This is a genomic window from Bacteroides sp. AF39-16AC, from assembly GCF_003602735.1.
Taxonomy (GTDB): Bacteria; Bacteroidota; Bacteroidia; order Bacteroidales; family Bacteroidaceae; genus Bacteroides; species Bacteroides uniformis.
The window spans coordinates 67,424-94,320 of sequence record NZ_QTLN01000001.1 but is presented as its reverse complement, the minus strand read 5'-3'; the positions used below and the strand labels follow the sequence as shown (position 1 = coordinate 94,320).

24 protein-coding genes and 1 tRNA gene are annotated in these 26,897 nt (G+C 44.4%); 13 read left to right on the top strand and 12 right to left on the bottom strand.

The genetic code is table 11. From position 1 onward, the window contains the following. Positions 1–176: 176 nt before the first annotated feature. From DW039_RS00380 to DW039_RS00345, 8 genes are all read left to right on the top strand, one after another. Complete coding sequence (locus DW039_RS00380; RefSeq protein ID WP_009038158.1) at positions 177–656, top strand: HU family DNA-binding protein; 480 nt, start codon at positions 177–179, stop codon at positions 654–656. Positions 657–782: 126 nt separating this feature from the next. Next, positions 783–1,010 (top strand): DUF4248 domain-containing protein, encoded by a 228-nt coding sequence (locus DW039_RS00375; RefSeq protein ID WP_005831704.1) that lies wholly within the window; start codon positions 783–785, stop codon positions 1,008–1,010. Between the two features lie 136 nt (positions 1,011–1,146). Then, complete coding sequence (locus tag DW039_RS00370; protein ID WP_165852451.1) at positions 1,147–1,596, top strand: DUF4890 domain-containing protein; 450 nt, start codon at positions 1,147–1,149, stop codon at positions 1,594–1,596. A gap of 60 nt (positions 1,597–1,656) precedes the next feature. Further along, on the top strand, positions 1,657–2,205 hold the full coding sequence (locus tag DW039_RS00365) for a DUF4738 domain-containing protein (RefSeq protein ID WP_005831701.1): 549 nt from the start codon (positions 1,657–1,659) through the stop codon (positions 2,203–2,205). Between the two features lie 49 nt (positions 2,206–2,254). Then, a complete protein-coding gene (locus DW039_RS00360; RefSeq protein WP_016272776.1) occupies positions 2,255–2,932 on the top strand; it encodes a response regulator transcription factor in 678 nt (225 codons plus the stop codon). Continuing rightward, positions 2,929–4,218, top strand: coding sequence for a HAMP domain-containing sensor histidine kinase (locus tag DW039_RS00355; protein ID WP_120137950.1), 1,290 nt, complete (start codon positions 2,929–2,931; stop codon positions 4,216–4,218). The genes DW039_RS00360 and DW039_RS00355 overlap by 4 nt, the downstream gene beginning before the upstream one ends. Positions 4,219–4,310: 92 nt before the next feature. Beyond that, positions 4,311–4,751 (top strand): PepSY-like domain-containing protein, encoded by a 441-nt coding sequence (locus DW039_RS00350; protein WP_005832634.1) that lies wholly within the window; start codon positions 4,311–4,313, stop codon positions 4,749–4,751. A 36-nt stretch (positions 4,752–4,787) separates the two neighbouring features. Further along, positions 4,788–5,291, top strand: a complete 504-nt coding sequence (locus DW039_RS00345) for a PepSY-like domain-containing protein (protein WP_009038162.1) — start codon at positions 4,788–4,790, stop codon at positions 5,289–5,291. A 103-nt stretch (positions 5,292–5,394) separates the two neighbouring features. Here DW039_RS00345 and DW039_RS00340 read toward each other — a convergent pair whose 3' ends face one another. Both DW039_RS00340 and DW039_RS00335 read right to left on the bottom strand, forming a co-directional pair. Continuing rightward, the gene (locus DW039_RS00340) at positions 5,395–6,606 is read right to left on the bottom strand and encodes an L-serine ammonia-lyase (protein ID WP_005831694.1); all 1,212 of its coding nucleotides are present in this window, start codon (positions 6,604–6,606) and stop codon (positions 5,395–5,397) included. Between the two features lie 56 nt (positions 6,607–6,662). Continuing rightward, positions 6,663–9,200, bottom strand: a complete 2,538-nt coding sequence (locus DW039_RS00335; protein WP_120381552.1) for an endonuclease MutS2 — start codon at positions 9,198–9,200, stop codon at positions 6,663–6,665. A 116-nt stretch (positions 9,201–9,316) separates the two neighbouring features. Here DW039_RS00335 and DW039_RS00330 point away from each other — a divergent pair. After that, positions 9,317–9,401 (top strand) — tRNA-Ser (locus DW039_RS00330). Positions 9,402–9,641: 240 nt separating this feature from the next. Beyond that, positions 9,642–10,748: an IS256 family transposase gene (locus DW039_RS00325; protein WP_119957751.1), complete on the top strand. Its 1,107-nt coding sequence runs from the start codon at positions 9,642–9,644 to the stop codon at positions 10,746–10,748. A 293-nt stretch (positions 10,749–11,041) separates the two neighbouring features. Here the strand turns inward: DW039_RS00325 and DW039_RS21180 are convergent, their stop codons facing one another. The 6 genes from DW039_RS21180 to DW039_RS00290 all read right to left on the bottom strand — a co-directional run bounded on the left by DW039_RS21180 (position 11,042) and on the right by DW039_RS00290 (position 13,921). Continuing rightward, positions 11,042–11,233 carry a hypothetical protein gene (locus DW039_RS21180; protein ID WP_016278380.1) on the bottom strand — a complete coding sequence of 64 codons (192 nt, stop codon included), beginning with the start codon at positions 11,231–11,233 and terminating at the stop codon, positions 11,042–11,044. Positions 11,234–11,291: 58 nt separating this feature from the next. Beyond that, positions 11,292–11,582 carry a hypothetical protein gene (locus DW039_RS00310; protein ID WP_016272770.1) on the bottom strand — a complete coding sequence of 97 codons (291 nt, stop codon included), beginning with the start codon at positions 11,580–11,582 and terminating at the stop codon, positions 11,292–11,294. 267 nt (positions 11,583–11,849) lie between these two features. After that, the gene (locus tag DW039_RS00305; RefSeq protein WP_007665899.1) at positions 11,850–12,803 is read right to left on the bottom strand and encodes a manganese catalase family protein; all 954 of its coding nucleotides are present in this window, start codon (positions 12,801–12,803) and stop codon (positions 11,850–11,852) included. A gap of 178 nt (positions 12,804–12,981) precedes the next feature. Further along, positions 12,982–13,254 (bottom strand): hypothetical protein, encoded by a 273-nt coding sequence (locus tag DW039_RS00300; RefSeq protein WP_016272768.1) that lies wholly within the window; start codon positions 13,252–13,254, stop codon positions 12,982–12,984. Between the two features lie 83 nt (positions 13,255–13,337). Further along, complete coding sequence (locus DW039_RS00295; RefSeq protein ID WP_016272767.1) at positions 13,338–13,634, bottom strand: YtxH domain-containing protein; 297 nt, start codon at positions 13,632–13,634, stop codon at positions 13,338–13,340. A 29-nt stretch (positions 13,635–13,663) separates the two neighbouring features. Next, positions 13,664–13,921, bottom strand: coding sequence for a GlsB/YeaQ/YmgE family stress response membrane protein (locus tag DW039_RS00290; protein WP_007665893.1), 258 nt, complete (start codon positions 13,919–13,921; stop codon positions 13,664–13,666). A 455-nt stretch (positions 13,922–14,376) separates the two neighbouring features. Here DW039_RS00290 and DW039_RS00285 point away from each other — a divergent pair, with 455 nt between their 5' ends. Next, complete coding sequence (locus tag DW039_RS00285) at positions 14,377–15,663, top strand: histidine-type phosphatase (protein WP_057281702.1); 1,287 nt, start codon at positions 14,377–14,379, stop codon at positions 15,661–15,663. A gap of 159 nt (positions 15,664–15,822) precedes the next feature. On the opposite strand, the gene DW039_RS00280 is transcribed toward DW039_RS00285, so the two are convergent. Then, complete coding sequence (locus DW039_RS00280) at positions 15,823–16,896, bottom strand: mechanosensitive ion channel family protein (protein ID WP_120381620.1); 1,074 nt, start codon at positions 16,894–16,896, stop codon at positions 15,823–15,825. 300 nt (positions 16,897–17,196) lie between these two features. Between DW039_RS00280 and DW039_RS00275 the strand changes: the two genes are divergently transcribed. Both DW039_RS00275 and DW039_RS00270 read left to right on the top strand, forming a co-directional pair. Then, complete coding sequence (locus DW039_RS00275; RefSeq protein ID WP_044469252.1) at positions 17,197–18,642, top strand: alpha-amylase; 1,446 nt, start codon at positions 17,197–17,199, stop codon at positions 18,640–18,642. A 1-nt stretch (position 18,643) separates the two neighbouring features. Continuing rightward, entirely contained in the window at positions 18,644–19,567 is a 924-nt protein-coding gene (locus DW039_RS00270) for a YihY/virulence factor BrkB family protein (protein WP_117749002.1), read from the top strand. A 47-nt stretch (positions 19,568–19,614) separates the two neighbouring features. Here DW039_RS00270 and DW039_RS00265 read toward each other — a convergent pair whose 3' ends face one another. The 3 genes from DW039_RS00265 to DW039_RS00255 are packed head-to-tail and all read right to left on the bottom strand — an operon-like array spanning position 19,615 to position 26,881. Beyond that, the gene (locus DW039_RS00265; protein ID WP_016272761.1) at positions 19,615–21,078 is read right to left on the bottom strand and encodes a PD40 domain-containing protein; all 1,464 of its coding nucleotides are present in this window, start codon (positions 21,076–21,078) and stop codon (positions 19,615–19,617) included. A gap of 8 nt (positions 21,079–21,086) precedes the next feature. Next, positions 21,087–22,853: a DUF6057 family protein gene (locus DW039_RS00260; RefSeq protein WP_016272760.1), complete on the bottom strand. Its 1,767-nt coding sequence runs from the start codon at positions 22,851–22,853 to the stop codon at positions 21,087–21,089. A 35-nt stretch (positions 22,854–22,888) separates the two neighbouring features. Beyond that, entirely contained in the window at positions 22,889–26,881 is a 3,993-nt protein-coding gene (locus tag DW039_RS00255; protein WP_120381551.1) for a hybrid sensor histidine kinase/response regulator transcription factor, read from the bottom strand. Between the last annotated feature and the right edge of the window lie 16 nt (positions 26,882–26,897).

Sequence of the window (26,897 nt, the reverse complement as noted above, 5' to 3'; positions counted from 1 at the left end):
ATAACTGCCGTGAATAATATAGGTTAAACCTCCTTTAACCTCCTTAAACCTCCGTTAAAGCACCACCCCGTTTTCTGCCCGTTGTATCTTTGCATCGTGGTCACAAAGAAACTGGTTTTGCAGACTGACGAGCGAACAAGACCGACTTTTATTAATCAATTTAAAATTAAAAAACTATGGCTTTGAATTATGAAGTAAAAAAGAGAGTATTCGGTTTTGACGAGACAAAAACGGAAAAGTACGTGGCGCAGATGAAAACTTTGGGTGTGGTAGGTTTTAAGGATTTATGCGACGAGGTTTCCAAGATAGGCATGGCGCCTCGCGGTGTGGTGAAGTTGGTGCTGGACGGATTGATCGACACCTTGAATATGGATATCAACAAGGGATTTTCGGTACAGCTGGGTGAGTTCGGCTGTTTCCGTCCCGGCATCAACGCCAAGAGCCAGGACAAGCTGGAAGATGTGAAGGCAAGCACGATTTATCGCCGCAAGATTATCTTCACCCCGGGCTTCTACTTTAAGGATATGCTGACCCGCGCCAGCGTAGAGAAGATGGATTGGTCGGGCAACGGCACCGTTTCTGGCGGGGGTAGCTCCAAACCAAATCCGGATGGCGGCGGTTCCGATGGCGACCAGGGAGAAAATCCGTTAGGATAAACATTCTGTAAATAAGGAGAATATGAACTTTCTCAGAAAAAGGTTCATATTCTCCTTGAAATACTTGACTTCGCCTTTTGAATATCGTATCTTTACATCAATCATTTAAAAATCAGACAAACTGCTATGGAAACAGAAAATGGCTTTCGTATCACGACTTATAAAAAGAAAGATTTGGCATGCCTCTATTGCCCCAATGCTACTGCACGTTGCGCCATCCGCACCCTGACGCGGTGGATAAAACGGAATCACGAACTGTATGAAGCCTTGGCGCATACCGGGTACAATGTAAGGACACGGACATTCATGCCGAAGCAGGTGAGTCTTATCGTACAGTATCTGGACGAACCTTAATATTCTTTTCAACCTCATTTATTATGTTAAAGCGGGAAGTTGCGGTTAAACTTCCCGCTTTTGTTTTTGTCATAGATACGTTGCAACACAATAGGTATAACTAACATAAGGTATTAATTAAAAAAAGAGAAAAATGATGAAAAGAATAGTTCTGATATGGATGGCCGCCTTCCTGATGGGTGGCATGGCAATGGCACAACATGCCCGCCACAGTGATAAAATGCCCGAACCGAAAGTCCGTGCCGAGCGCATGACGGAACGGATGGTGAAAGAGTACTCCTTGAACGATATGCAGAAACAACAACTGCTGGAGGCAAATCTGGCATTGGTTGAGAAAATGGGAGATATGCCGATGCATCGTGCCAAAGCACACAAGCATCATAAGAGAGATGGTAAGCGCCATCAATTGACGGATGAGCAACGCGCGCAGAAAAAAGCGGAGATGGAAAAGAAGCGTGAAGAGATGAAGACTGCCCGTATTGCTTATGATTCACAACTCCGGAAGATTATGACGGAAGAACAATATGCTGCATACAGCAAGAAAGTGCAGGATAGAAAAGCAAAAATGGAATCTAAAAGAAAATAAATTTTCTATTGCATTCAATTTGTACTATTTTTGTCCGGTCAACTACTAAAAAACAGAACGATGAAGAATATAGTCTATATTTTAGTGTGTGCATCGGTCATTTTCTTCACTGCTTGTTCGTCGCAAGACAAGAATAAGAAAGACGGTACGCAGGTATTGATGCAGGATAGTACAGAAATTGCCGGCCCACAGCGCATGCAGGTGTCCGATGTAAAAACATCCTTTACGTATAAGGGAAAAGAGTATCAGTCTTCTGTAGTGCGCCGGCCGGATGAATCTCTGCCGATAGTGAAAAACGAGCAGGGGGAGAAATTTGTGGATAACCGTATCACCTTGCGCATCACGTGCGGCGGGAAGCAGGTGGTGGATAAAGTGTTCACCAAAGATAATTTTGCTTCGTTGGTGGATGCCAAGTTCATGAAGTACTCTATTCTTGAGGGGCTGGTCTATGACAAGACCACTCCGCAAGGAATCATATACGCGGCCAGCGTCTGCTATCCGCAATCCGACCTTTATGTTCCCATCAGACTGACCATTACGGCTGACGGGAAAATCTCCATGGCAAAAGAAGAACTGATGGAGGACTATCAGACAGACAGCATTGATTAGTGGATAGTTTTCCAGATTGTTTCCAGTTTTGTAGACCATCTTTGCCGGTATGAAAATCCTGATTGTAGAAGATGAGCAAGATTTGCGGGAAACCATCCGCACTTCGCTCTTGAAAGAAAAGTTTGTTGTAGAGACCGCTGCCGACTATTTTTCGGCATTGGATAAAATCAATGACTACGATTACGACTGCATTCTGCTGGATATCATGTTGCCTGGCGGGAGCGGTCTGGACTTGCTGCGTGAGCTGAAACGGCTGCACCGCAGTGACAGTGTGCTTATTATCTCGGCCAAAGACTCGCTGGACGACAAGGTGGACGGGCTGGAACTGGGAGCCGACGATTACCTTACAAAGCCTTTCCATCTGGCAGAACTCAATGCACGTGTCAAGTCATTGATACGTCGGCGGCAGGCGAAGGGAGATGTGACCGTCACCCTTGGAAATCTTTTGCTCTACCCCGACAAACGGCAGGTAGAGATAAACGGAAAACCCTTGCAGCTGAACCGCAAGGAGTTCGACCTGCTTTATTATTTTGTAGTCAACCCCGGCCGGGTCATCAATAAAATGAGCCTTGCCGAGTCGGTGTGGGGAGACAATATAGACCAGGCGGATTCGTTGGATTTTATCTACTCGCAAGTGAAGAATCTGCGTAAGAAATTGAAACAAGCTGAGGCTACCATAGAATTAAAGGCTGTCTATGGATTCGGCTACAAACTCTCCGAACGATGAAGCTGCTGAGCTACACCTACCGCAAACTTGCATTGCTGCTGTTTCTGTTGATGGCAGTGTGGGGTGTGCTGTTCTATTACGCAATCATTGACGAGGTGGTGGATGAGACGGACGATACGTTGGAGAATTACGGTGAGATATTGATGGAGAGTGCGCTTCACGACCCCTCGATACTCGAAACGGAAGGCTCGTTGATGTCTTTCTATAAGTTCACCCCTATATCCGAAGAGGAAGGGCGGCATTACAGACAAGTGTTCTATGATGCTACGGTTTATATCGAACTGGAGGATGAAGACGAACCGGTACGTGTCATGTGTACCGCTTTCCGTATGCCCGACGGGCAATATTATGAGTTGAAACTGATGATTTCCATTTTGGAGCGGGATGACATGGTGGAGGCTATGCTTTGGTATCTGGGAGCGCTGTTCCTGTTGTTTCTCATCTGTACTTCCATCGGCATCCAGTTGGTGCTGAAGGGAGTGTTCCGTCCGTTACATAGGTTGCTTGACTGGCTGCACTGCATTCAGCCCGGCAAGGAGGCGCCTCCATTGGACAACCCGACGAAGATACGGGAGTTCCGCCAGTTGAGCGATGCTGCATTGGATATGGGCAACCGCAGCTACAAGGCATACGAGGAGCAGAAGCAGTTCATCGAGAATGCCTCGCATGAGTTGCAGACACCGCTTGCCATCGTGAGGGGAAAAGTGGAACTGCTGGCTGAGAGTGAAGGGATGACGGAACAGCAAATGGAGCAGCTGGACGAGATATATGCCACGCTGGGGCGTGCCGTAAAACTGAACAAGTCCCTGCTGTTGCTTTCCCGTATAGAGAACGGGCAGTATACCGAGATGGAAGATGTTTCGGTGGATGAGATATTGGATGAACTCTTGCCCGACCTGATGGATATCTATGAACATAAGCAGGTGAGACTGATACGAAAACGGGAGGAGCAGCCTTTTATCATCCGTTGCAACCATTCGCTGGCGCAAATACTGGTTTCCAATCTGGTGAAGAACTCGTTGCTGCACAATAGGGAAGGGGGAGAGTTGCAGGTGTTTACTACTCCCGCTTCTCTGGTCATCAGGAATACGGGGGATGCCCCTTTGGATGGAGAGAAGTTGTTCCGGCGTTTCTATCATGGCATGGATGGCAAGAAGGACTCCACCGGACTGGGGCTTGCCATAGCGCGTTCCATTGCGTTGTCGTCTTCATTGAGGCTCACGTATGAATGGCAGGACGGTATGCATACCTTCCGTCTGGTTAAAGAAAGTAAAATTTATCGTTAACTGCGGTTATTCCCAAATCTTTCCTAATTCTCTACCGTTATTTGCAGTGTGAATGATATGAAATTTATTAGTAACATTAAAAAATAACGATTATGAAGAAAGTATTGTCTATTCTTGTGTTGGCTCTTGTAGCTGTTCAGTTTGCCTTTGCCGGTGATGTTATCACTCAGGATGCCAAGCAGCTTCCGCTGACGGCACGCAATTTTATCAACCAGTATTTCTCGAAACCGCACATTTCACACATCAAGATTGAAAGTGAAATATTGCAGACTAAAAAATATGAAGTGCTGTTGACAGACCGTACGGAAATAGACTTCGACAAGAAAGGAAATTGGTTGGAAGTGGATTGCAAGAAGTCCGCTGTTCCCGAAGCATTGATTCCGGTTCCGGTAAAGGAGTATGTGAAGGCTAACTTCCCGAGAGAGATTATTACTAAAATCGAACGCGGACGTACCGGTGTGGAAATTGAATTGGGTAATGACTACTCTTTGAAGTTCAACAAAAAGGGAAAGTTCGTCAGCATGGACGATTGATTCTCCAGTAACTATTAACCTAAACTTTATAGAGAAATGATGAGAATAAAGATTCAAATGTTGGCGATGATGTTCATCGCCGCCTTGGCACTTGGTGCATGCAGTGATGATGACGACAAGGATGATGTCAAAGTGCCCGAAGCAATGTCACAAGCATTGAAGTCCAAATACCCTTCCGCAATCCATGTGGAATGGGAACAGAAAGGGGGCTATTTCGTTGCAGATTGTAAAGTGGATGGGCAGGAAAAGGATGTATGGTTCAATAATCAGGCGGAATGGCAACTGACGGAAACCGAATTGCTTTGGAATAATCTTCCGGGAACAGTACAGACCTCTTTCAGCGCCAGTGAGTATGCCGGTTGGAAGATAGAGGAGATTGTTCTTTTGGAGTATCCGGTAGTGCCTATGCAGTTTGTCATTGAAGTTGAAAAGGGAAATGCAGAGTATCAATTGTTCTATTCGGAAGAAGGCGGCTTGCTACAGACAAAAGATGTGAGCGGTAATAGGGATGATACGCATTGGCCGGTAAAACTTGATTAGGGATGAGGGGTTAGGGATTACGGATTAAGGATGAAGGATTAAGGTTCAATATGATTGCACACCCCTAATCCTTCATCCTTAATCCGTAATCCGTAATCTCTAACTACATCGGCTTATAATCCTTCGCCAGTCCTCCTTCGCTGGTTTCTTTGTAGAGGGAGGGCAGGTCGTTTCCGGTTTCTTTCATGACTTCCACCACCTTGTCGAATGATACGCGGTGCATGCCATCGGTGAAGGAGGAGTAAAGGTTGGCATCCAGGGCACGTGCGGCGGCGTAGGCATTACGTTCGATGCACGGGATTTGTACCAACCCACAAACCGGGTCGCAGGTCATTCCCAAATGATGCTCCAATCCCATTTCAGCGGCATATTCTATTTGTGCCGGACTGCCTCCAAACAATTGGTTGGCTGCGGCTGATGCCATGGAACATGCTACGCCTACCTCTGCCTGGCATCCGGCTTCCGCTCCCGAAATGGAAGCGTTGGTCTTCACGATGTTTCCTATCAGTCCGGCTGTGGCAAGGGCACGGAGTATGCGTGTGTCGCTGAACTCCCGGCTTTTTTGCAGATGATAGAGCACTGCCGGTACAATGCCACACGAACCGCAGGTAGGTGCAGTGACAATGACCCCACCTGACGCATTTTCTTCACTTACTGCCAAGGCATAGGCAAATACTAGTCCGCGCGACTGGAGGGAAGCCTTGTAGCCACTGGCACGTATATAATAGGTAGAAGCCTTTCGGCGCAGATTCAGAGGGCCAGGCAAGACTCCTTCACTATCCAATCCCCGTTTTACGGCAGCCTGCATGGTTTTCCATACCTCCTGCAGGTAATCCCAAATGTCGCTTTCCTCGCATTCCTTGACGTACTCCCAGTAACTTTTTCCGGTACGTTCACACCATTGTAGTATTTCGGTCATACTGTTCATTTCGTATACATCCGGGGTGTTTACGGATGATGCTCCGTCATTCTCTTCTGCCAGGGCACCGCCGCCGACACTGAATACAGTCCATTGGTCGGTCTCCTTGCCTTCGCTGTCCAAAGAAACGAATTTCATGCCGTTGGGATGGAAGGGCAGGAATATTTTGGGTTCCCAGATTATTTCTACCGGTGCTGCGGGTTGCAGTGTCTCGGTGATGGCAACATTGGTCATGTGTCCCTTGCCGGTAGCGGCGAGGCTTCCGTATAGGGTTACTTGGAATGCGGCTGCTTCGGGATGCCTTTCCAGGAATATCTGAGCAGCCTTGCGCGGTCCCATGGTGTGGCTGCTGGATGGACCGGTACCGATACGGTAGAGTTCTTTGATTGATTTCATATATTTCAGATTTATGATTTAGCTTTAACTATCAATTATCAACTGTCAATTATCCATTAACTCAAGTCCACAACGGTGATGCCTGCTCCGCCGAACTGTATATGTTCGTCGGCAAAGTGGCGCACTCCGGGGACAGTTTCCAGATATTGACGGATAAGCATGCGCAGGATGCCTGTTCCCGTTCCGTGAAGGATACGCACGCGTGACATGCCGACAAGGATGGCGTCATCAATGAAATAGGTAACGGCTTGCAAGGCTTCGTCGCCACGCATGCCGCGGACATCAATGTCTTGTTTGAAATGCAGTTTCTTCTCGTACATGCTGTCCTGGGTCTGGGCGCTGATGAAAGTGCTTTTGGTGGACACATCAGCTTGTTTAGGCTGCGCGTTGGTACGTTCCAGCCTGTCCAGCTTTACGGTAGTCTTGATGCTGCCGAACGCGATGACCGCATTCTTGCCATTCACTTCCATTACTTCGCCCACAGAGGTTTGGCCCTTTATTCTGACGTTGCAGCCGGGGGTGATGGCTGCAAGGCGTTCTGCCTCTTTCCGCGCCTGCTGTTCTGCCAAAGCCTGGGCAGACAGTCCGTTCTCTTTTCCTTTGTCCGCTTTCTTTTCCTTTTTCCGGTTCTGCTTCTCTTTCAGCTTTTCCATTTTGCGGGCGATTTTTTCTTCCAGTTCCTTGTTGGCAAGCGCTTCCATTGATTCACGGAAGTCCGTCAACTCCTGGCGGGCCTGGCGTGTTTTTTCTTTTTCTGCTTGGGCTTCTTTGATGGAGCGTATGGTGTTCTCGATGCGTGCATTGGCTTCCTGCATCAGTTGCTCCACTTCTTCCTTCGCTTTGCGCAGAATCTCCTTCCGGGATTTCTGCAAATCTTCGATTTCGGTTTGATAGCGCTCGATAGTCTCTTCCATGTGCTTTTCACGCTGGCGTATTGTCTGGCGTTTGCCTTCCCAATAGCGTTTGTCGCGCACAATGTCTTGCAGGTACTTATCAGCATTGATGTATTCGCTGCCCACAATTTCCGAGGCATCGGCGATGACATCTTCCGGCAGACCTATTTTGCGGGCAATCTCCACAGCGAACGAACTGCCCGGATTGCCTATCTGTAGTTGGAACAGTGCCTGCATCAGATGGCGGTCGTAGAGCATGGCGCCATTCACTACACCTTCGTGGTCTTCGGCAAAATGCTTCAGGTTCTGGTAGTGTGTGGTGATGATACCGAACGTCTGTTTCTGGTTGAAACGCTTCAATACGGCTTCGGCAATGGCACCTCCTATCTGGGGTTCTGTTCCGCCCCCGAATTCATCAATCAGGATGAGGCTCCGTTCGTTGCAGCTTTTCATCATGATTTTCATGTTCGTAAGGTGGGAGGAGTAGGTGCTCAAATCATCTTCGATGGACTGCTCGTCACCGATGTCGATGAATATGCTGCTGAATATTCCGGCATGGCTGCGTTCGTGCATCGGGATGAGTAGTCCGGATTGCAGCATGTATTGTAATAAGCCTACTGTCTTTAAGCAGACGGACTTGCCGCCTGCGTTCGGACCGGAGATGATGAGGATACGTTGCTTCTCATTCAGTTCGATGTCAAGCGGTACGACTTTTTTGCCATGTTTGGCGAGAGAAAGTTGCAAGAGTGGGTGTACCGCCATTGTCCAGTCCAGCAGTTGCTTGTTTTCGAGAGCCGGTTTCAGTCCGGATATTTGCTCGGCAAACAATGCTTTGGCACGTATGAAGTCTATTTCGGCAAGGAACTCGTATGATAGCAGTACGTCGGGGATGGAGGGACGCAACTGGTTGGAGAAGCCCGTCAGGATGCGGATAATTTCTCTGCGTTCGTCACCTTCAAGTTCTCGTATGCGATTGTTGGCTTCCACTACTTCGGCAGGCTCGATGAATACGGTTTTACCACTGGCCGACTCGTCGTGTACAATACCGCGTATTTTCCGTTTCAGTGCCGGTGCAACGGGAATGACCAGACGGCCGTCACGCATGGTGGGCGTTACATCTTTGTCCACAACGCCCTCGGACTGGGCATTTCGTAGAATACTGTTCAGTGAGCGGGAGATACTTCCCATAGTACTTGCCAGTTCCCGGCGGATGCGTGCCAACTCTGTAGAGGCATTGTCCTTGATTTTTCCGTAAGGAGAGAGGATGCCGTTTATTTTTGCTATGAGCTGTGGGAAAACAGTGATGTCTCCTGCCAATCTTTTCAGACAAGGGTAGGGGGAAGCGCCCTCTTCCTCATCATCGTCGCTTTTCTGTAGGAAACGTACAATATCACGTATGGTTTCCAGTGAACGGCGTAGGTCAAAGAGCTCTTGTTCATCCAGATACATGCCTTCCACGCGTATGCGTTTCAGTGACGGGCGTACATCAAAAAAGTATTGTGCCGGGAAGTTGTCTTCTTCTTGGAGTATGCGTACAAATTCAGTGACTTGGTCCAAACGCTCCTCTACCTCTCCAAAGTGGTCGGAGAATGCCATGTCCATCACCCGTTCTTCGCCAAGTGTACTGAGGCATTTTTCTTTCAGCAATTGGCGTATTTGGTCGAAACCTATTTTCTGTTCAAAGTTCTGCGGATATATCATGGTGCAAAAGTACTATTAATTCATGAAAAAAGAGAAAGGAAGTTTGCAGAATTAAAAATGATTTGTACCTTTGCATCGCTTTAAGAAAAAAGTACTTCCCGAAAAGGAAGTTTTTAGGAGAGGTGGCAGAGTGGTCGATTGCGGCGGTCTTGAAAACCGTTGTACTGCGAGGTACCGGGGGTTCGAATCCCTCCCTCTCCGCTGGAAAGAATTGCAAAACAAAGAAAATCTCTGTAAATTAATACTTTACGGGGATTTTTTGTTTTTGGTGCATAGCAAAAATAAGCATATCAAAGCATTCTTTCGGTGTACTATTCGGTGTACCTGTTTGCCTTCAATGTCAGGTACACCTATTAAGTAAATAATTCATTGTTTATCAGTGTTTTGCATCTTGACTTGTTGCTCCTGGAAATTTAGTTTTGTGATTAAAAAACAAGTAAGATGGAAAGAACAACATTTTGTCTATTGTTCTACATTCGTAGGACGAAATTGAATCGGAACGGTGAGGCTCCGATGATGATGAGAATTACAGTGAATGGAGTGCGGGTTGATGCTTCAGTGAAGAAAACAATTCTTCCGGAATTCTGGAGTGCGGCAAAAGGAAAGGTTCTGGAAAAGAAGCGTGAAACCATTCTTGCGGAAGGTGTTGCAGAGCGCATCATCGGACTTTATGCTTTGGGAAACAGCACACGTGAGATAAGTGACTGGATGGAGGAGAACTTGGGTAATCGTGTGTCTGCCGAGACGATTAGCGCCATCACCGATCGTGTACTTCCGGAAATAAAGGCATGGCGTTCCCGTAGCCTAGAGAGCGTTTATCCGATAGTCTGGATGGATGCCATCCATTATAAGGTAATGGACGAGAGAGGCTGTGCCGTAACCCGTGCGATTTACAATGTACTGGCTCTGAACAGCGAGGGACATAAGGATCTGTTAGGGATGTATATCTCTAAGAATGAGGGCGCTAACTTCTGGCTGAATGTATTGACAGACTTGCAGACCCGTGGTGTCTGTGACATACTCATAGCTTGTGTTGACGGATTGAAAGGCTTCCCAGATGCTATCCAAAGTGTGTTTCCTGATACTATTGTCCAGCTCTGTATTTTCCATCAGATACGTAACTCCGTCAAGTATGTCGGCAGCAAGCACCAAAAAGAGTTCATGAGGGATCTGAAACATGTCTATGGTGCGGTAAATAAGGAATCCGCTGCGACAGGACTTCTTAATCTGGAAGAAAAATGGGGTGAGAAATACCCTATCGTTATCAAGTCTTGGCAGGATAACTGGGAAAGGCTTACTGAATACTTCCAGTTTACGTCGGATATACGACGTATGATTTATACCACGAATACAGTCGAGGGCTATCACCGCCAAGTGCGGAAAGTGACAAAAAACAAGGGCGTGTTCCCTAACGACACCGCCCTTGAAAAGTTGGTTTATCTCGCTTACCGCAACATACGTAAGAAATGGACCATGCCCATAGCCAACTGGGCGGCCATCGCACAACAATTAGCGATAAAGTTTGGAGACAGATTTAAATTGTTGTAACTTTACGCTCGTCGGGAGTGCTGGTGCACCCCCTTGGCGCTGGCCGATCCCCGACCGATGAGCTTGGAAGAAAACGCCGCATGACACAGTTTATTTTACGCCCCCGCAGTGTACACTTCATGTGTATTCTTTTTAATCTGTTTACAGTCAAATAACAACTTAAAACTGTATCAAATAAACATATCCAAGTATTCTTTTTTTGCCATATTTTCAAAAGGACTATGCATCACGCACTGTCCTTTTCTTATTAGAACTTTAAACACCCGAATATCTTACCAATTTGGTTTTCGTCATTACCTGTCTAGCCATGCTCCTACCTTCTCTTTAAAGAAGAAAGTATAGAGGAATGCTCCTATCCAGCTTGTAAGGACTACCAGCAGGATTGCCATAAGTTTTTTTTCTTTCGGTATTCTCAGGCAACCTATTTCCCAGGCGCATCTTATAGTCAGAACTATTCCAACGACCCAAATAGCAAGAATATTCATACCTGTATAAATTAAATGAGAGATAGTAAATCGAGATATAAAGGCTTATATGGCAGTCTTAATCAAGCTGCTTTTTTACTTCATCTTTAGCTTTGTTATAATCCTTTTTTATTTCTTTTTTTACCTTTTCTGTACCTTGTTGCACGTCTTTCTTGGTTTCTTTCCAGGCATCTTTAACTTTGTCGGCACCATCCTCTATTTTGTTAGAGGCCTTGTCTAATGCGTCATTTACGTTTTCTTTTGCATTTTCAATCTGCTGTTCTGTCCGGTTCTGTTCTTTTTTGTCCCGACAGGATGATGCGGACAGTGCAAATAAAATTGTCAGTGTGATAAACATTATCTTTTTCATATAGTTCTCTATTTTTGCTTGTTATACAATATGCTTTAGGATTTCCGGTGGAGAAACCAGTTCTCCACCGGGATGAAGATTTAGACTTCATACTGTCGGAAGATCAAGTTATTTCTTTTCCGATTTTTTGTTTGAAGCAGCAGGCTTACTTTCTTTAGCTTTGCTTTGGGTACACTTTTTGCCACCCTTTGCTTCCATCTGTTTTTTTTCGTTCTTTGTTGTCATAAAATTTAGTTTTTAAGTTAAACAATAGTAGAACTGGAAGTCTTATTTGTTTCCGTTCTTAGCATTTCCATATTCACACCAACGCATTTCTCCTTTAGGGATATGGGAGAGTATCTCGCTGCTCCGTTCCTTGGCTAGTTTTTCATCTGTCTGGCGTACTTCCTTTTCCGTACGTTTGGTGCCTTTAGGTTTACGTTGAAGTAGTCCGTCAGTACTTCTGACTTCCTCCAGTGGATTCTCAATATATTGCCATTCTTCTTTGAGCCTCGTACTTTTGCCTTCGTTCCATGGTCCGCGGGCTTCCTTTCCTTTGGAATCATTAAAATAAAGGTTACTGTATCGGGGGGATGTTTGGAATACTCCCGGAGGAAAGTTAGGCTGAATAGTTTCCAGAGCGGCCTCAAACTGTTGAAAATGGGTCACTTCGCGAGTCATAAGGAATGTGAGCGTTTCTTTTACAAGTGGGTCATCCGTAAGTGGGATAAGGTTTTCGTAACCTATCTTGGCACGTGCTTCACCCGCCATGTTGGAACGCAGGTCCACTGTCAGGTCAGCATTGGCCGATACATAGGTGGCACACCATGGGTTCCCGTTGCTATCGGTCAGTACGGGACTACCGGGAGCTGTTACCAGAAACGCAGGATTGGTGAAGGCTTGGTGGATAAGATCCTCTTTGCCTGCTTTTCCTCCCATCATGGTACGCAGAGGAGTATCTTCCAATACATCCTTCATTTCTCCGTTTACTGGTCCGAGGAGCATCTGGATGGTTGCACCTACGATTTCAAGATGGCCGAATTCCTCAGTGGCAATATCCATGAGCATGTCATATTTGTCAGGGTAGGGGTTATGGCAACTGAATGCCTGTACAAAGTACTGTAGAGCGGATTTCAACTCACCGTTGGCCCCTCCGAATGCCTCAAGCATCACACGAGCAAAACGAGGATCCGGCTGTGATACACGGGCATTGAACTGAAGATCTTTTACATGGTAAAACATAACAGATTCATTTTTAAGTTAATAATTCAGGTTAATTTTAGATGTACATCTGTATATTAAAGATAGGAATATCCTTGCCGGGCCGTATGTACAGACCGGAAGAGGTTTGTCCAATCAAGTCAAGAGGGTAAAGTTGTCGGTAGAGATATAAATGAGAAAGGATCGGAGAAAATGAATTTTATTCCTCCAGTTTGTCCAGTTCAGACATATATTTCTTTATATAATGACAATTTCCGTCGCATATCCTTTTCCGCACTCCCACGGAAAGGGAAGAGTCCATACATTTGTTTCCGAACAGACAGCTGCACCTGAGTCTATACGCTTCCAAGCTTTTATTCCTCTCATCCGTACGGCCCTCTGTATAGGCGGACAGGCATAGCGTGTACAGTTCTTCATAACTCTTTTCCCGCAGGGATGCGGGAGTATATTGGCATTTATTGTTCCATTTCATATTCATTAATCATTAATTCAGGTGAAATGGATCGGGAAGCATTGAAAATACATCCCGTAATTTTAGTTGTTTGTTATAGTAGCCTATTTTTTGGCTTCTAAAGCAGCTGCATGGACTTTACTTTTCAGAGTGTCAGCCTTTTCGGCAACGTCAAAGGTCGCATCTGCAACCTTGTCGGCGGTTTTGGTACTTGCATCCAGTGCTTTGTCTCTCACGGTTTCTGTAAGGCTTTCAGCGCGATCGGCAATCTTTGCCATGGCATTATGAATTTTCTTTTTTAGCATCTTGGCTTTTGCCGTACGTGAAAAACGTTGAGCAAGTGCTCCGATGGCCGAACCTATTGCCAGCCCAATCAAAAAGTTAGATTTACTAGTTTCCATAATCAAAAAGGGTTTAGGTTAATAAAAATTTAAATATCAGTTCTCTTGGGATGACGAAAGAAGGATATGATCCACAATAATAGGACTGCACCGATAACAGAGGTGAAAAGGCTACCCAGAAGGCCTGTGGTAGTAATTCCCAACAAGCCGAATACCCAGCCACCCAATACGCCACCTACAATACCTACGAGTAGGTTAATGAGAAGTCCGAAACCGCCTCCTCTCATAATCTTGCCGGCTATGAGTCCGGCAACGATTCCAATGATAATGTACCAAATAAAATACATAATATTAAGTTTTAGTTAAAATAATATTGTTGGGACAGATGGTTTGAGGAATCATATCAGACGGAAAACCATCGGTCCCGTTTTGAAAAAAAAACATGTTGTGTAAGAAAATGGTTTGGGTGTAAAAAAAGGATTTAACAACAATTTTCATTTTAATAATAGGCTGGCTGGCTATATTAGTACTATTTATATGTTTATCCCATGTAGTGTTTTATTGCTAAGTAACTATGCCGTGCAGTCAATATTTCAAACTTGTAATAGATAAAAGTTGTGGCTTAATATTTTGATAATAAATGATATAACTCCATATATCGTTCTTTCTGATGGCCGTTGGCTGAAGATGTATAACAACCGAAGATGCCTTCATACTATGGTATTGAATTCTCTCAGAGTCGTTTATAAGTAAACATAATCCTTCTTTCATCGTTATAATCTACACATATAAGATTTATGATATGAAAGGATTATTGTTAATTGGAATTTTTATGTTTTGCCCCGTTTCCATCTTATGGGGACAGGATAGGATACAACAATACGCGGGGACAGCCATGCCGTATCCTATTGTGAAAGACTCGTTTGTTTTTTTTCAGGATAGTATGGTTCCGTTTTATGTTAACCATTTGGGAAGACATGGAGCGCGTTTTCCAACTTCAGGAAAGGCTTTGAATAGAGTGAAGGAGATTCTGGAATTGGCTCAGCGGGAAAATAGGCTAACATCAGGAGGGGTAACCTTGCTTTCTACAATACAGAATCTATCGGAAACTTTTGACGGACAATGGGGGAAGTTATCAGTAGTGGGAGAGGAGGAACAACGGGGTATTGCCAGACGTATGATAGAACGCTATCCACAGTTATTCAGTGATTCTGTCAAAGTGCAGGCAATTGCGACATATGTTCCCCGTTGTATACATAGTATGGATGCATTTCTTGCTTGTATGGTAGAGTTTAATTCTTCTTTACACATACAACGCAATGAAGGGAAGCAATATAATGATATTCTTCGTTTCTTCGATTTAAACCAATCTTATGTTGATTATAAAGAAAATGGTGATTGGCGTCCTATATACGAGACTTTTGTGCGACGAAAGATTTCTTCTGCTTCTGTTATGGAAAACTTCTTTCTGGAATCAGGACAGGAAACAGATAAGGAGGCAGAGGAATTTGTCATGGCTTTATTCTCCATTGCTGCCATACTACCAGATACAGGTACTCCGATAAATTTGGATGGTCTTTTCACAATAGGTGAATGGGATAATTACTGGCAGACTCAGAATTTGCGACAATATATGAGTAAAAGTTCTTCGCCGATTGGGCGAATGTTGCCTGTTGCAATTGCATGGCCTTTGCTATCAGAATTTATTCATTCAGCTGATGAAGTGATAAAGGGCAAGTCGGATACCAGGGCGAACTTTCGTTTTGCTCATGCAGAGACAGTTATTCCTTTTGTAGCATTAATGGGTATAGAAGGAACGGATGTTAAAGTTGTTGTTCCTGATTCTGTATCTAAATATTGGAAAGATTATGAGATTGCTCCGATGGCTGCTAATGTACAGTGGATTTTTTATCATGACAAGGCTCGAGAAATATGGGTGTCATTTCTTTTGAATGAAAAAGAAATGACACTTCCTGTTTCAACTTCCCGTTTTCCTTATTATCGATGGGAAACTGTCTGCATGTATTTAAAGAAACGGGTTGAAATGGCGAAAAAGGTACTTGAGTCTTTTTCAGATGATTGTAAATAAGGTAGATATGGGTTGAGTATTGGTGTGGTATGAGTGTGATAGAATTGAAAAAGTATCTGTATTATCCCGGCGGTATAGAAATCATTATATACCGTCGGGATTTTTTTTGTTACATTGGATTTATATTAGTGGGGTGATTTTGAGGATAAAGTGTGCGTACTATTTTTTCTCTTTTGCCAAATCAGCCAATTCATCCTTTTCAACGTAAATCGTTCGTGTTGGGAATGCGAAATCAATGCCTGCTTTATTGAATGAGTCTAGAATCTCCATATTTACATTTGAAGTTACCATTAAAATATCTCCCTGTTTTTCTATAAAATATATGTACATGATATTCAGTGCAGAGTCTGTGTATTCTGTAAAAACAGCTGTGGTATCTGATGGTTTGGAAGATACATTTTCTATTCTTTTAGGAATGGCTTTCAGTATATTTAAAGCTTCTTTCATTTTTTCGGATGTTGTGTTGTATGTCAATCCAAGTTTCAAGACGACTCGACGCATCGGTTCGGAAGAGATATTTATGATAGAAGCATCTGTAACTTTATAATTAGGGAAAGTGATGATACGTTTATTGTAGTCCATGATTTTTGTACTTCGAACTCCAACATCAATCACAGTACCTTCGATATGATCCACGCGAATCGTATCACCTATGTTGAAAGGCTTATCTGTCAATATAGTGAAAGCGCCGAACACATTTCTTACAGTGTCTTGGGCTGCTAAGGCAAATGCGATACCTCCAATACCCAGAGTACCTAATAATGCACCAATATTGACTCCAATATTACTTAAGGCCATTACAAGACCGATTATCCACACAATGACCAGTATTGTCCGTCTGATAATGGGCATCATTTTGTTGTTTTGTCCATCCGATTGTCGTCCCCAGTAGATTTGCAATAAACTACTGGATAATCGGGCAAATATCCATGTGATATCCAGAATAATCAGTATCTTGTAAGCATTATCTATTACTTTTACAAAACTATCCGGAGAAACAAGCCTGTGAATAGCTATCCAAATACCTAATAACATAATTGCAAACTTGACGGGCGATTCTAAAGAATAATAAATTATATCATCCAGCCGATTATTGGTACGGGTGATAAATGGATTGAGTACTTTTCTGCTGAAGAATGATATTAACTTCATCAAAACAATTGTTCCTAAAATAATAAGTATGGAAATACCCCAGTCTTCTAAAGTATTTCCCCAGATTTCTCTTTCTAACATAGCTGGAAATTTTTTAATTAAACATTTTATGGAATATCCTTGATTTTGGATGATGTAAAAACAAACGGATAAAGGAAAAATCCTATTCATAATCAAGTAAATTGTATATATGAAAAGAAACATTAAGATAATTTTTATTACTCTATTGGAGATGGTTAAAAACATTGGAGGCGTTTTTATAATGCTTAATGTGATGTTGTGTTATACTTTTTTCTTACTAAACTATAATTTACATTTATAGTGGGAACCATCTTATTATTTATTTTGTTAAGTTACTCATCAATTTTAAATTAAATAGTTATGGAAAATGGAGTAATGATGCAGTATTTTGAGTGGAATCTTACGAATGACGGAAAGTTGTGGAAACAGTTGAAAGAGGATGCGTCGCATCTACATGAAATTGGTGTGACAGCGATCTGGATACCACCTGCATATAAAGCAGATGAACAGCAGGATGAAGGATATGCTACTTATGATTTGTATGATTTGGGTGAGTTTGAACAAAAAGGAACTGTGAGGACTAAATACGGGACGAAAGATGAATTGAAGGAGATGATTGATGAACTTCACAAAAATAAGATTGCTGTATATCTGGATGTCGTTTTGAATCATAAAGCAGGTGGTGATTTTACGGAAAAGTTTATGGTGGTGGAAGTAGATCCTGATCAAAGAAATAAAGCTTTGGGGAAATCTTATGAAATACAAGGATGGACCGGATATAGCTTTCATGGACGTAAAGATAAATATTCGGATTTTAAGTGGCATTATTATCATTTTTCCGGGACTGGATTTGATGATGCTCGAAAGCGAAGTGGTATATTTCAGATTCAAGGAGAAGGAAAAGCCTGGAGTGATGGTGTAGATGGAGAGAATGGCAATTACGATTTTCTTTTATGTAATGATATTGACCTAGATCACCCTGAGGTTGTCGCCGAACTGAATCGTTGGGGCAAATGGGTTTCAAATGAACTTGATCTTGATGGAATGCGTTTGGATGCAATTAAGCATATGAAAGATCAGTTCGTTGCACAGTTTCTGGATACGGTAAGAAGTGAGAGAGGTGATGACTTCTATGCTGTGGGAGAATATTGGAACGGTGACTTGGAAACATTGGATAATTATCTGGAAGCAGTAGGGCATAAAGTTAACTTGTTTGATGTTCCGTTACATTATAATATGTTTCAGGCATCACAAGAAGGAAAAGATTATGATTTACGGAATATTCTGAAGAATACTTTAGTGGAGCACCATTGTGAACTTGCTGTGACTTTTGTTGATAATCATGATTCGCAGCATGGAAGTTCTTTGGAATCACAGGTTGAAGATTGGTTCAAGCCATTGGCATATGGTCTTATTTTTCTGCTGAAGGATGGTTATCCCTGTTTGTTCTATGGTGATTATTATGGGGTGAAAGGAGAAAAATCGCCACATACTAAAATTATAGATATTCTATTGAATGCAAGGAAAAAGTATGCGTATGGTGATCAAGTTGATTATTTCGACCATCCATCAACCGTAGGCTTTATTCGTACAGGAGATGGGGAACATGTTAACTCAGGCTTGGTATTTTTAATCTCGAATGATGAAGCGGGAAGTAAAACGATGTGTTTAGGGAAAGAACATGCGGGTGAAGTGTGGTGCGAAATTACCGGAAGTATTCCGGATGAAGTAACTTTGGATAAAGAAGGAAATGGAGAGTTCTCTGTGGATGCGCGTAATCTTGCTGTTTGGGTAAAAAAAGCATGAGATGACGGAACAATTCATAGGAAAGAAAAAGTTAAGCCTATCCTTATTAATCAAGATTGTAAAGGATACCGGACAAGGGTTTATTGATGATAGTGTCACTAGATTAAGCGGATCGTTAGCTTATGCGACACTATTTTCAATTATCCCCTTTCTTTCTCTTTTAGTTACTATTGGGGTAGCTTTGCATATGGATTTGGCTAATCAGTTGTATATTCAGTGGGAACCGATAGTGGGAGCGGAGGTAATTGGGGCACTTCGCTTAATTATAGAAAATGCAGAAAGAACGGACTCTTCCGCATCTGCAGCTATTGTTAGCCTGGGAATTTCTATATTTGGTGCTACTACCATTTTTGCAGAAATACAAAGTTCCTTAAATTCGATTTGGGGAATAAAGGCCGTGCCAAAGAAGAGTTGGCTGAAATATATTCAGAATCGGTTACTTTCATTCTCGATAATTTTGGTATTTGCTTTCGTGCTTCTGATAACATTTAGTATAACCAATATTATTGGAGACTTGAGCAATAAGTTTATGGCCAGCTATCCGGAAGTGGCAGGGTTTATTGTGAAAGTTGTGGGACAAATATTAAACATAGGTGTTACAGTTATTATTTTTGTATTGATTTTTAAGGTTCTGCCTGATGCAAAAATAAAAAGTAAGGATGTTTTTATTGGAGCTGTAGTGACAACGCTATTATTGTTGGTAGGGCAATGGGGAATATCCTTTTACATCGGAATTGCGAATGTAGGAACTATCTATGGTGCAGCGGCATTCATGGTTGTTTTTATTACATGGATTTATTATTCTGCTATTATTGTCTACGCAGGTGCAGAGTTCACTAAAGCATGGGCTAATGAAATGGGAAGCAAAATTTTCCCAGATGAATATGCGGTAGCAACGAAAGTAGTTGAAGTACGTGAGGCTTGACAACTGGAGGCCCTTGTTTTGCATTCCAGTCAATAATGGTAATACCGCTATTTACGTATTTTTACCTTTACACGCTTATTTGATACGATTTCATTTTCTATCTTACGGGGTTCCGGCTGTATCGGTTTGTTTGTAAACTCTGGTACATTGTAAGAGTAAATCAGCCGGTCGTAATATTCCAGCGGTTTCTCCTGAGGCAACATGAAAGGTTTGCATACGCGGCCGTCCGGTTCTATGTATGCCAGATAGAGGCGGGTATATAGCCCGTCGTCACGTCGGCTGCTGAATATGAACCAGCGTGAGTTGCTGCTCCAGCTGTGGTAGCTTTCCGTATTGGTGCTGTTTGCTTCTTCAATGGCGTGCATGGTACCGTCCTGCAGGTTCAGCAGCCATAGGTCTGCTTCCTTGTGCCAGATGGAGAAGTTCCCATAGTCGGATAATGTGAACATGATGTATTTCCCGTCGTATGAAGGACGTGGAAAGGAAACGCTCTTTTTCAGGTCTTCTGCATTTATCAGCGTGTCTACCCGTTCACCGAACGTGCCGTTGTCCGGATTGAAGTCTATGCAGCAAAGGCTATAGCGTATCTCATCGTATTTCTCGGGCATCGGTTTACCCGCTGCCGAGCAGAAATACAGTTTCTTTCCATCTGCCGAGAATGCGGGGAAGGTTTCAAAAACTTCTTTTTTCTGCAGTAGGGGAGAAAGCAGCAGTTCGTGCGTTTCCGGTTGGTATACTAATATGTCCGAGGCCATGTCCATCACTTCGATGCGTTCAACCTTGGCTGTGTGGAAGGACTGTGTGGTCCGGTTTACCGAATAGGCTATGTATTTTCCTTCCGGATGCCAATAGGGATAGACACAAGCGGAGAGTGTGGAATCTGTCTTGGTATCCAGAAGTTCGCGGTTTCCCTCTATCTGCATGAGGGTTGCACCGTGCTGTCCGCGTATATGCAGACTTAGGTGACCGGGATTTGTCCGGTTGAAGGCATGGCAGTTCAGGCACATGCCCGGTACCATCGCATTTTCCAGCAAAACGCGTTCTTCAAAGGATGAAAGGTTCCGTTCGTAAATACCCATTTTGCTATATACTTCATATCCCGGAATGACTTTGCGGTATACCACTCCATAGTCTATGGGAGCGTCACTGACATACATGGAGAAAGGGCGGTACTGCTTCCATTTGTTTTCGTTCTTGACAGATACTGTAAACAACAGACTGTCTCCCTTGTTGGATTCCAGGAGTTTGTGCCATTCGTCCTCCGGAAAGGAGGCTGTCCGGGCATTTACGTGTATTTCTCCGAATTTGCTTCCCGTTACGATTACGTCTATGCGGTCGTGTTTTCCGCCGATGTAGTCGAAATTCATCGGAGCAATGGTGGCGGGTATTGTCACTCCTATGTAGTCGGGATAGATTTCCGGCCATTCTTCCGTCTTCTCCGGATTGTTTACCGGATGGCTGCAGGTTGTCAGCAACCATACCGATAGTATGCAAATCAAATGCTTCTTCATTCTTTATCCTATTTTTGAAATAACAGATAATGCCAGAATGTGCCGGTATACAGAGTTTGCAGTATTTGCCGCCCATTCGGTTGTGATGTGTAAATCCGCATGAAATCTTTGCAATCCTGCATTACTTGCGGAGACAGTTTCCAAGGTATGTCCCGGAAATCCTTGTGAGTCTGTCCCCATATATATGCCAGCGCTTCCTGGTAACTGCGCGGAATGGGTTCATGATTGATATTTGCGTCTGAAGGATAGTAATTCATGAAGCCTTTCAGGTCGCGTTTTTGCAGTGTATATGCCAGCAGGTATTCAAGAGCCGTCCGGTTCTGCGGGTTTTGTTCATACAAGCGTGCCAGCAGGATATCCGTTTCGTGGCTTCCGGACAGGAAGTTCTCTGTATACCGCATTTGTCTCAACCGTCCCCATTCCGGGTGTGCGTCGATTTTCTCTTCATTGTATAGATAGGTCATCGTGTTTTTTGCCCAGTCTTTATAAAACAGTGTCTTGCTTAAAATACGCAGGTATTTGGCCGCCACTTCATACTGTCCGTTAATCAGGTTTGTTTCGGCCAGCCGTTTGAGGCAGCGCCCGCTTTTGCGGAAGTTGGGAATGGCTTCCATGGCTTCGAAGGCAAAACGCTGTGCGTCGTTAATCATCCCCAGATGGTATAATACTTCGCCCGTAGGAAGCGGAGTGACGAAGTTTCGCTGGAACTTGGCTATCAGGCCTTCCGTCCCATTCTGGTAGAACTCGAACATTCGGTTGCCCAGTTGTCCGGTCTTGCTCAGAGCCAGATTCAGGCAAGTTACGCTGAGCGGGGAAACCGGGGACTTGTTTTCCGCTTTTCCTATGATTTGGTTCCACTGCCGGTTTCTTGCCAATTGATTGTACTCCATTGCCTCTTCCTTATCAAAATTGCAGCTTGAAAGAATATAGGGATAACTTATTGCTACTAATGCCATGCTCTGTAAGGCCATATATAGAGATACATGCTTGTGCGTCCGGGGGAGCCGGGCCAGCAGATAGGGGAGCACGGTGAACAGAAGGATGATTGTCATTTCCATCCGGGGAATCACCGCAGGGAAACGGTAGTAGCCGAGAAATCCGCTTAGCTGGTAGATGGGGTTCTGCACTTGCATGCTTATCAATAGCGTGCAGGTGGCTTTCAATGCGAACATCCCTACCACGATTCCGATTCCTTGGAGGAATTTCCTTTTTTTGAAGCAGGTGTGCAGTTCGCTGATGATAATCCAGCCCATAAAGATGAGATGTGTTGCTCCCGCCATCCAAAGAAGGACAGGGAAACATACCAGCACGTACATCGCACGTTTCCATTTGGTGTGCAGGAAGGTGTAGAAATAGTTGGCAACCAATGTCATCAGCAGGGCCACCACAAACGACAACATGGCGTTTTCGTCACACATAAAGTGCCATACGGCTATTGCCGGTAGGAAACTCAACGGGTAATACACTTCCGGTGTTCCTTGTCTTTTTGCTAATTTCCATGTCAGGAGTTGCAGCCCTATGAACAAGAGTGCCAGCATAGTGGCACCCATCCACGTATGATAATAAAACTGCACCAGGAATTCGCTTATATAGTCGGCCATTCCGCCGGGGATGGCGATTCTTTCTTTCCAATATTCCATGTCGAACAAAAAAAGTTGGTATTGCTCGTGGTATTGGAGGTGGCCCGGATAGACTATCCTCCAGAACAGCCACACTGTTGTGCCCCAAAGGAGGGATAAGCCGGTTTTCCGGAGCTTCTGTGATAGTGGTTTCATATCAATGTATATTTGTTTTTTCACAAGCAGATTCCTCATTCTTGCTTGTTGATGGTGTTTTGATATTCTTTGGGCAGTTTGCCGAATTTGGCTTTGAAGCATTTGGCAAAGTAGGATGGGGCCATGAATCCTACGCGCAACATCACTTCGTTGATGCGCATGTTCTGGGCAAGCAGTTCGGCTGCCTGGTTGAGCCTGAAGTTCTTGATATAGATATTGGGAGCCATTCCGGTCAGCATTTTTAATTTCCGGTAGAAATTCGTGCGGCTCATATTCATGGCATCGGCCAGATTGTCTACGGAGAAACTTTCCTCGTCCAGATGTTTTGTAAGGGCAGTATCCACCTCTTTCATGAAGGTGATGTCGCATTCGGACTGAATATATTCCGATATAGGCGTTTCGTGTGTGGTTCCTGCCGAACGGAGCATCAGCTCGTGGAAGGCCAAACGCAATTTCAGCAGATTTTCTATCTGGTTGTGCAGTTGCTTGATGCTGAACGGCTTTTCCATATATACCTCCGCACCGTTCTCCATGCCTTCTGTCTTTGATTCCAGATTGGTCTTGGCTGTCAATAGGATGATGGGGATGTGTGAGTAAGTAAGGTTCGTCTTGATGTGGCGGCACATCTCTATACCGTCCATCTCGGGCATCATGACGTCGCTGACGATAACGTCTGTGGCATCATTCGTTTCAAGTTTTTCCAGCGCTTCCTTTCCGTTGCCGGCAGTATATACCTTATACCATTGTTCCAGTGCTTCCCGTATTTCATTCTGCAATTCGATGTTGTCTTCTACAATCAGCACGGTGTGGCGTTTGTTCTTTGTCTGGGGCAGGTCCGGTTCAAACCCTTCGCTTTCCGGATGGCTTTCCGTTTCCGGAAGTTTTTCCGTAGCTCTCTTCAGGGGTAGTGAGAGGATGAACGAACATCCGCTCGACGGCAGGTTCTCTACGGACAGAGTGCCTTGGTGGGATTCTGCCAGTGATTTGGAGAAAGCAAGTCCGATACCGGTTCCTGGCATTTGTTTTTTATCATCCGGTATTTGATAGAAGATTTGGAATATCTTTTCCTTTTGTCCTTCGGGAATCCGGGGACCGTCGTTGCTGACACAAATGACAATGTGCCCGTCAGATTCCTTCAGGCTCAGTTCAATCATTGATGCGGCATACTTCAGTGCATTGCTCATCAGGTTGACCATGATTTTACGGATGATGTCATTGTCAACTATGGCTTCCATTTCGGGTGCAGGTAGGCTGACGGAGAGCTCAAGGCCTTTGATGGATGCCGCATCTTTAAATTGTTCGGCGATGTCTTTTATGATTGCATTTATATCATGTCTTTTCAGGTCGAGCTTCATTTTTTTGTTCTCTATCTTTTGAAAATCAAGAAGCTGGTTGGTGATTTCGAGCAGATAGCTGACGTTTTTCTCAATCAGGGTGAGATGTTTGCCATGTTCCTCTATCTTCCCGTCGCGCAATTTCTCTAGTGGCAGGCATATCAGACTGAGTGGGGTACGTATTTCATGTACCAGATTGATGAAGAAACTTATCTTCTGTTTGTAGATTTCCTTGTCTTGTGTGATGCGGAAGTCTTCCATCATTTGATGGTACTTGCGTTTGACGTGCATCCTCCAGCGATAGGTGATATATCCGATGATGAAAAAGAGTGCCAGCGCATAAGTTATGTAGGCCGGTATGCTCAGCCACCACGGGGGAGTGATGATGATGCGCAGCGAAGCCGTCCGGTCGTTCCACAAGCCGTCATTATTGGCTCCTTTCACTTGGAATTCATATTCTCCGGGCGGCAGGTGAGTGTAGGACGCCGAGTGGCTGGAGGTATTGGCAATCCATTCTTTGTCGGCACCCTTCAGGCGGTATTTGTACTGGTTTTTAAGCGGCTCTTCATAGCTGAGGGCCACGAACCGTAGGGAAAAAGTGTTGTATTCGTACGGCAACCGTATTTCTTTCCGCATATAGAGTGCATTGCCAAAGTCGGTTTGTCCCTCCTTGTCGCTCATGTGGGGGAAGCCTATCTCCATGATGTATACGGGAGGAATATATGGATTGTTCTTAATGTCTTCGGGGGTCAGGATATTGAATCCGTTGATACCGCCGAAATAGAGTTTGTTGTCTGAAGAGAGCAGCGATGCCTTGGGCAGGAATTGATTGCTTTGCAGGCCATCGTTCATCGTGAACTGCCTGATATCTTTTCGGTTATCTTGGGGAATCTGGTAAATACCGTTATTGCTCGACACCCATAAATCTCCGTCGCGGTCTTGCCTGATGGCACATGCCATGTTGCCGGTCAGCGGTGTCCGGCTGCCGGGAAGAAGGGTTGAGAAATGTCCGGTTGCTTCGGAAAAACGGCATATGCCCGATTCATTGGTGCCGAACCACATCCGGTCGTCTTTGTCTTCGAACAGACTTGTGATGGAATTGCTGATAATGCTGTTGGTATTCTGATTTGTCTTTTTATAATGATTCCACACAGTGCTTTCCGCATTGAGGTTTATCATCTTGAAAACCCCGCTGTTTGAGGTGGCTATCCAGAGGTGTTGATGTGAATCTTCCAGAATGTCCGTTACCGCTGTCATTGCCCCCACTTGGATGATAGGCAGAAAATTGTCAGTTTCTGCACGGTATCGGCATAGGCCGATATTTGTGCCTACGTATATGGTTCCATCATGTCCTTGATACAGACTTAATACGTCGTTGCTGGGTATTGTATGTGGCGTTTGTTGTGAGTGGCGGTAGTTTTTCCATTTTCCGGTGTTCATGTTCAGTCTGTAGATGCCCTCTTTGTAAGTACCTATCCACAGTTCTTCCTTGCTTGGCAGCAGGCAGCAGATGTCAGGCCGGTGTGGCGGCATGTTTTCAGGTCGGTATTCTTCGAGGTTCTTGCTGGCAGGGTCGAATATCCACAAGCCTTTATCGGTGCCCAGCCATATTTTCTTCTGATTGTCTTCATAGAAGGCTCTTATTTCAGTCCTTCCGGTTTCCGGTTGTGTGTTTGTGGTGGGAATGGTATAAAATTTAAAGCGTTTCAGCTGGTTGTTGATGATTTCCACTCCATTGTAGTTGGTCATTATCCAGAAGTTGCCCTCGTTGTCGCACATAAGGTCATTGATATGCGGTTGCTTGATGTTCAGGAAGCTGGTGGGCAGATTGATTTCTTCGAAGGTGCATTGTGGCAGTTGCAGGGCAAAAATTCCTTTGTCTGTTCCTATCAGCAGGCTTTTCTCTCTATACTTGATGAGGCAGAAGATGGTTCCGAACCGTTTTCCGTTTGTTTCATACACTTCGGTTTTTCCCAGCAGTTTCTGGTAGCAGTACAGCTTGCTGCCTTGGTTGAACCAGAGGTTGCCGCCGATACATTGCAGGAAGTTTATTCCGGTGCCTTCGGCAATTTCGGCCAAGGGGGTGTCGGCGGGTTTCCGGTTTCCGTCTTCATCATATATCATCAATCCTTTCTGGCGCGAAAGTACATAGACACGGCCGTCCTCGTCTTCGCAGATGTCGTTGATGAAGGAGTTCCATACGCAATCCTGTTTCATTGTGTTTGTTTGGGGATTGTAGATAAAGAGCCCTTGGCCTATGGTGGCTATCCACATGAGGCCGTTGTGTGTCTTGACTATTTTTCGTATTTCGCTGCTGATGATGACGCCGAATTGTGTGGTGATGTCGAAGTGTGAGAAATCATCCGAGGCATGGCGGTAGATATAGATGCCGTTTTCGGTTCCTACCCACAACTCTTGGTCTAGTTCTGCAAGTGTTTTTATGTGGCTGTTGCCCAAGGAGTGCTTATGGTTGCTGCTGCGGTATATCCGATTGTTGCAGCCGTCGTAGCGGTTCAGGCCGTTTTCCGTACCGATCCAGATGAAGCCGTAGCTGTCTTGCAGGCAACAAGTGGCGGTATTGTATGAAAGACCGTTTTCCACATTGAGCCTCCTTACCGATAATATTTCGGCAGCAGTGGCCGGATAACCGGATATTCCGATAAGAAAGCACAATATGAGAAACAGTCTTTTCATAGTGATGGCGAAAATA

Coding starts and splice junctions, on each gene's coding strand:
- DW039_RS00380 (WP_009038158.1), top strand. CDS start 177: ATGGCTTTGAATTATGAAGTAAAAAAGAGAGTATTCGGTTTTGACGAG.
- DW039_RS00375 (WP_005831704.1), top strand. CDS start 783: ATGGAAACAGAAAATGGCTTTCGTATCACGACTTATAAAAAGAAAGAT.
- DW039_RS00370 (WP_165852451.1), top strand. CDS start 1,147: ATGAAAAGAATAGTTCTGATATGGATGGCCGCCTTCCTGATGGGTGGC.
- DW039_RS00365 (WP_005831701.1), top strand. CDS start 1,657: ATGAAGAATATAGTCTATATTTTAGTGTGTGCATCGGTCATTTTCTTC.
- DW039_RS00360 (WP_016272776.1), top strand. CDS start 2,255: ATGAAAATCCTGATTGTAGAAGATGAGCAAGATTTGCGGGAAACCATC.
- DW039_RS00355 (WP_120137950.1), top strand. CDS start 2,929: ATGAAGCTGCTGAGCTACACCTACCGCAAACTTGCATTGCTGCTGTTT.
- DW039_RS00350 (WP_005832634.1), top strand. CDS start 4,311: ATGAAGAAAGTATTGTCTATTCTTGTGTTGGCTCTTGTAGCTGTTCAG.
- DW039_RS00345 (WP_009038162.1), top strand. CDS start 4,788: ATGATGAGAATAAAGATTCAAATGTTGGCGATGATGTTCATCGCCGCC.
- DW039_RS00340 (WP_005831694.1), bottom strand. CDS start 6,606: ATGAAATCAATCAAAGAACTCTACCGTATCGGTACCGGTCCATCCAGC.
- DW039_RS00335 (WP_120381552.1), bottom strand. CDS start 9,200: ATGATATATCCGCAGAACTTTGAACAGAAAATAGGTTTCGACCAAATA.
- DW039_RS00325 (WP_119957751.1), top strand. CDS start 9,642: ATGGAAAGAACAACATTTTGTCTATTGTTCTACATTCGTAGGACGAAA.
- DW039_RS21180 (WP_016278380.1), bottom strand. CDS start 11,233: ATGAATATTCTTGCTATTTGGGTCGTTGGAATAGTTCTGACTATAAGA.
- DW039_RS00310 (WP_016272770.1), bottom strand. CDS start 11,582: ATGAAAAAGATAATGTTTATCACACTGACAATTTTATTTGCACTGTCC.
- DW039_RS00305 (WP_007665899.1), bottom strand. CDS start 12,803: ATGTTTTACCATGTAAAAGATCTTCAGTTCAATGCCCGTGTATCACAG.
- DW039_RS00300 (WP_016272768.1), bottom strand. CDS start 13,254: ATGAAATGGAACAATAAATGCCAATATACTCCCGCATCCCTGCGGGAA.
- DW039_RS00295 (WP_016272767.1), bottom strand. CDS start 13,634: ATGGAAACTAGTAAATCTAACTTTTTGATTGGGCTGGCAATAGGTTCG.
- DW039_RS00290 (WP_007665893.1), bottom strand. CDS start 13,921: ATGTATTTTATTTGGTACATTATCATTGGAATCGTTGCCGGACTCATA.
- DW039_RS00285 (WP_057281702.1), top strand. CDS start 14,377: ATGAAAGGATTATTGTTAATTGGAATTTTTATGTTTTGCCCCGTTTCC.
- DW039_RS00280 (WP_120381620.1), bottom strand. CDS start 16,896: ATGTTAGAAAGAGAAATCTGGGGAAATACTTTAGAAGACTGGGGTATT.
- DW039_RS00275 (WP_044469252.1), top strand. CDS start 17,197: ATGGAAAATGGAGTAATGATGCAGTATTTTGAGTGGAATCTTACGAAT.
- DW039_RS00270 (WP_117749002.1), top strand. CDS start 18,644: ATGACGGAACAATTCATAGGAAAGAAAAAGTTAAGCCTATCCTTATTA.
- DW039_RS00265 (WP_016272761.1), bottom strand. CDS start 21,078: ATGAAGAAGCATTTGATTTGCATACTATCGGTATGGTTGCTGACAACC.
- DW039_RS00260 (WP_016272760.1), bottom strand. CDS start 22,853: ATGAAACCACTATCACAGAAGCTCCGGAAAACCGGCTTATCCCTCCTT.
- DW039_RS00255 (WP_120381551.1), bottom strand. CDS start 26,881: ATGAAAAGACTGTTTCTCATATTGTGCTTTCTTATCGGAATATCCGGT.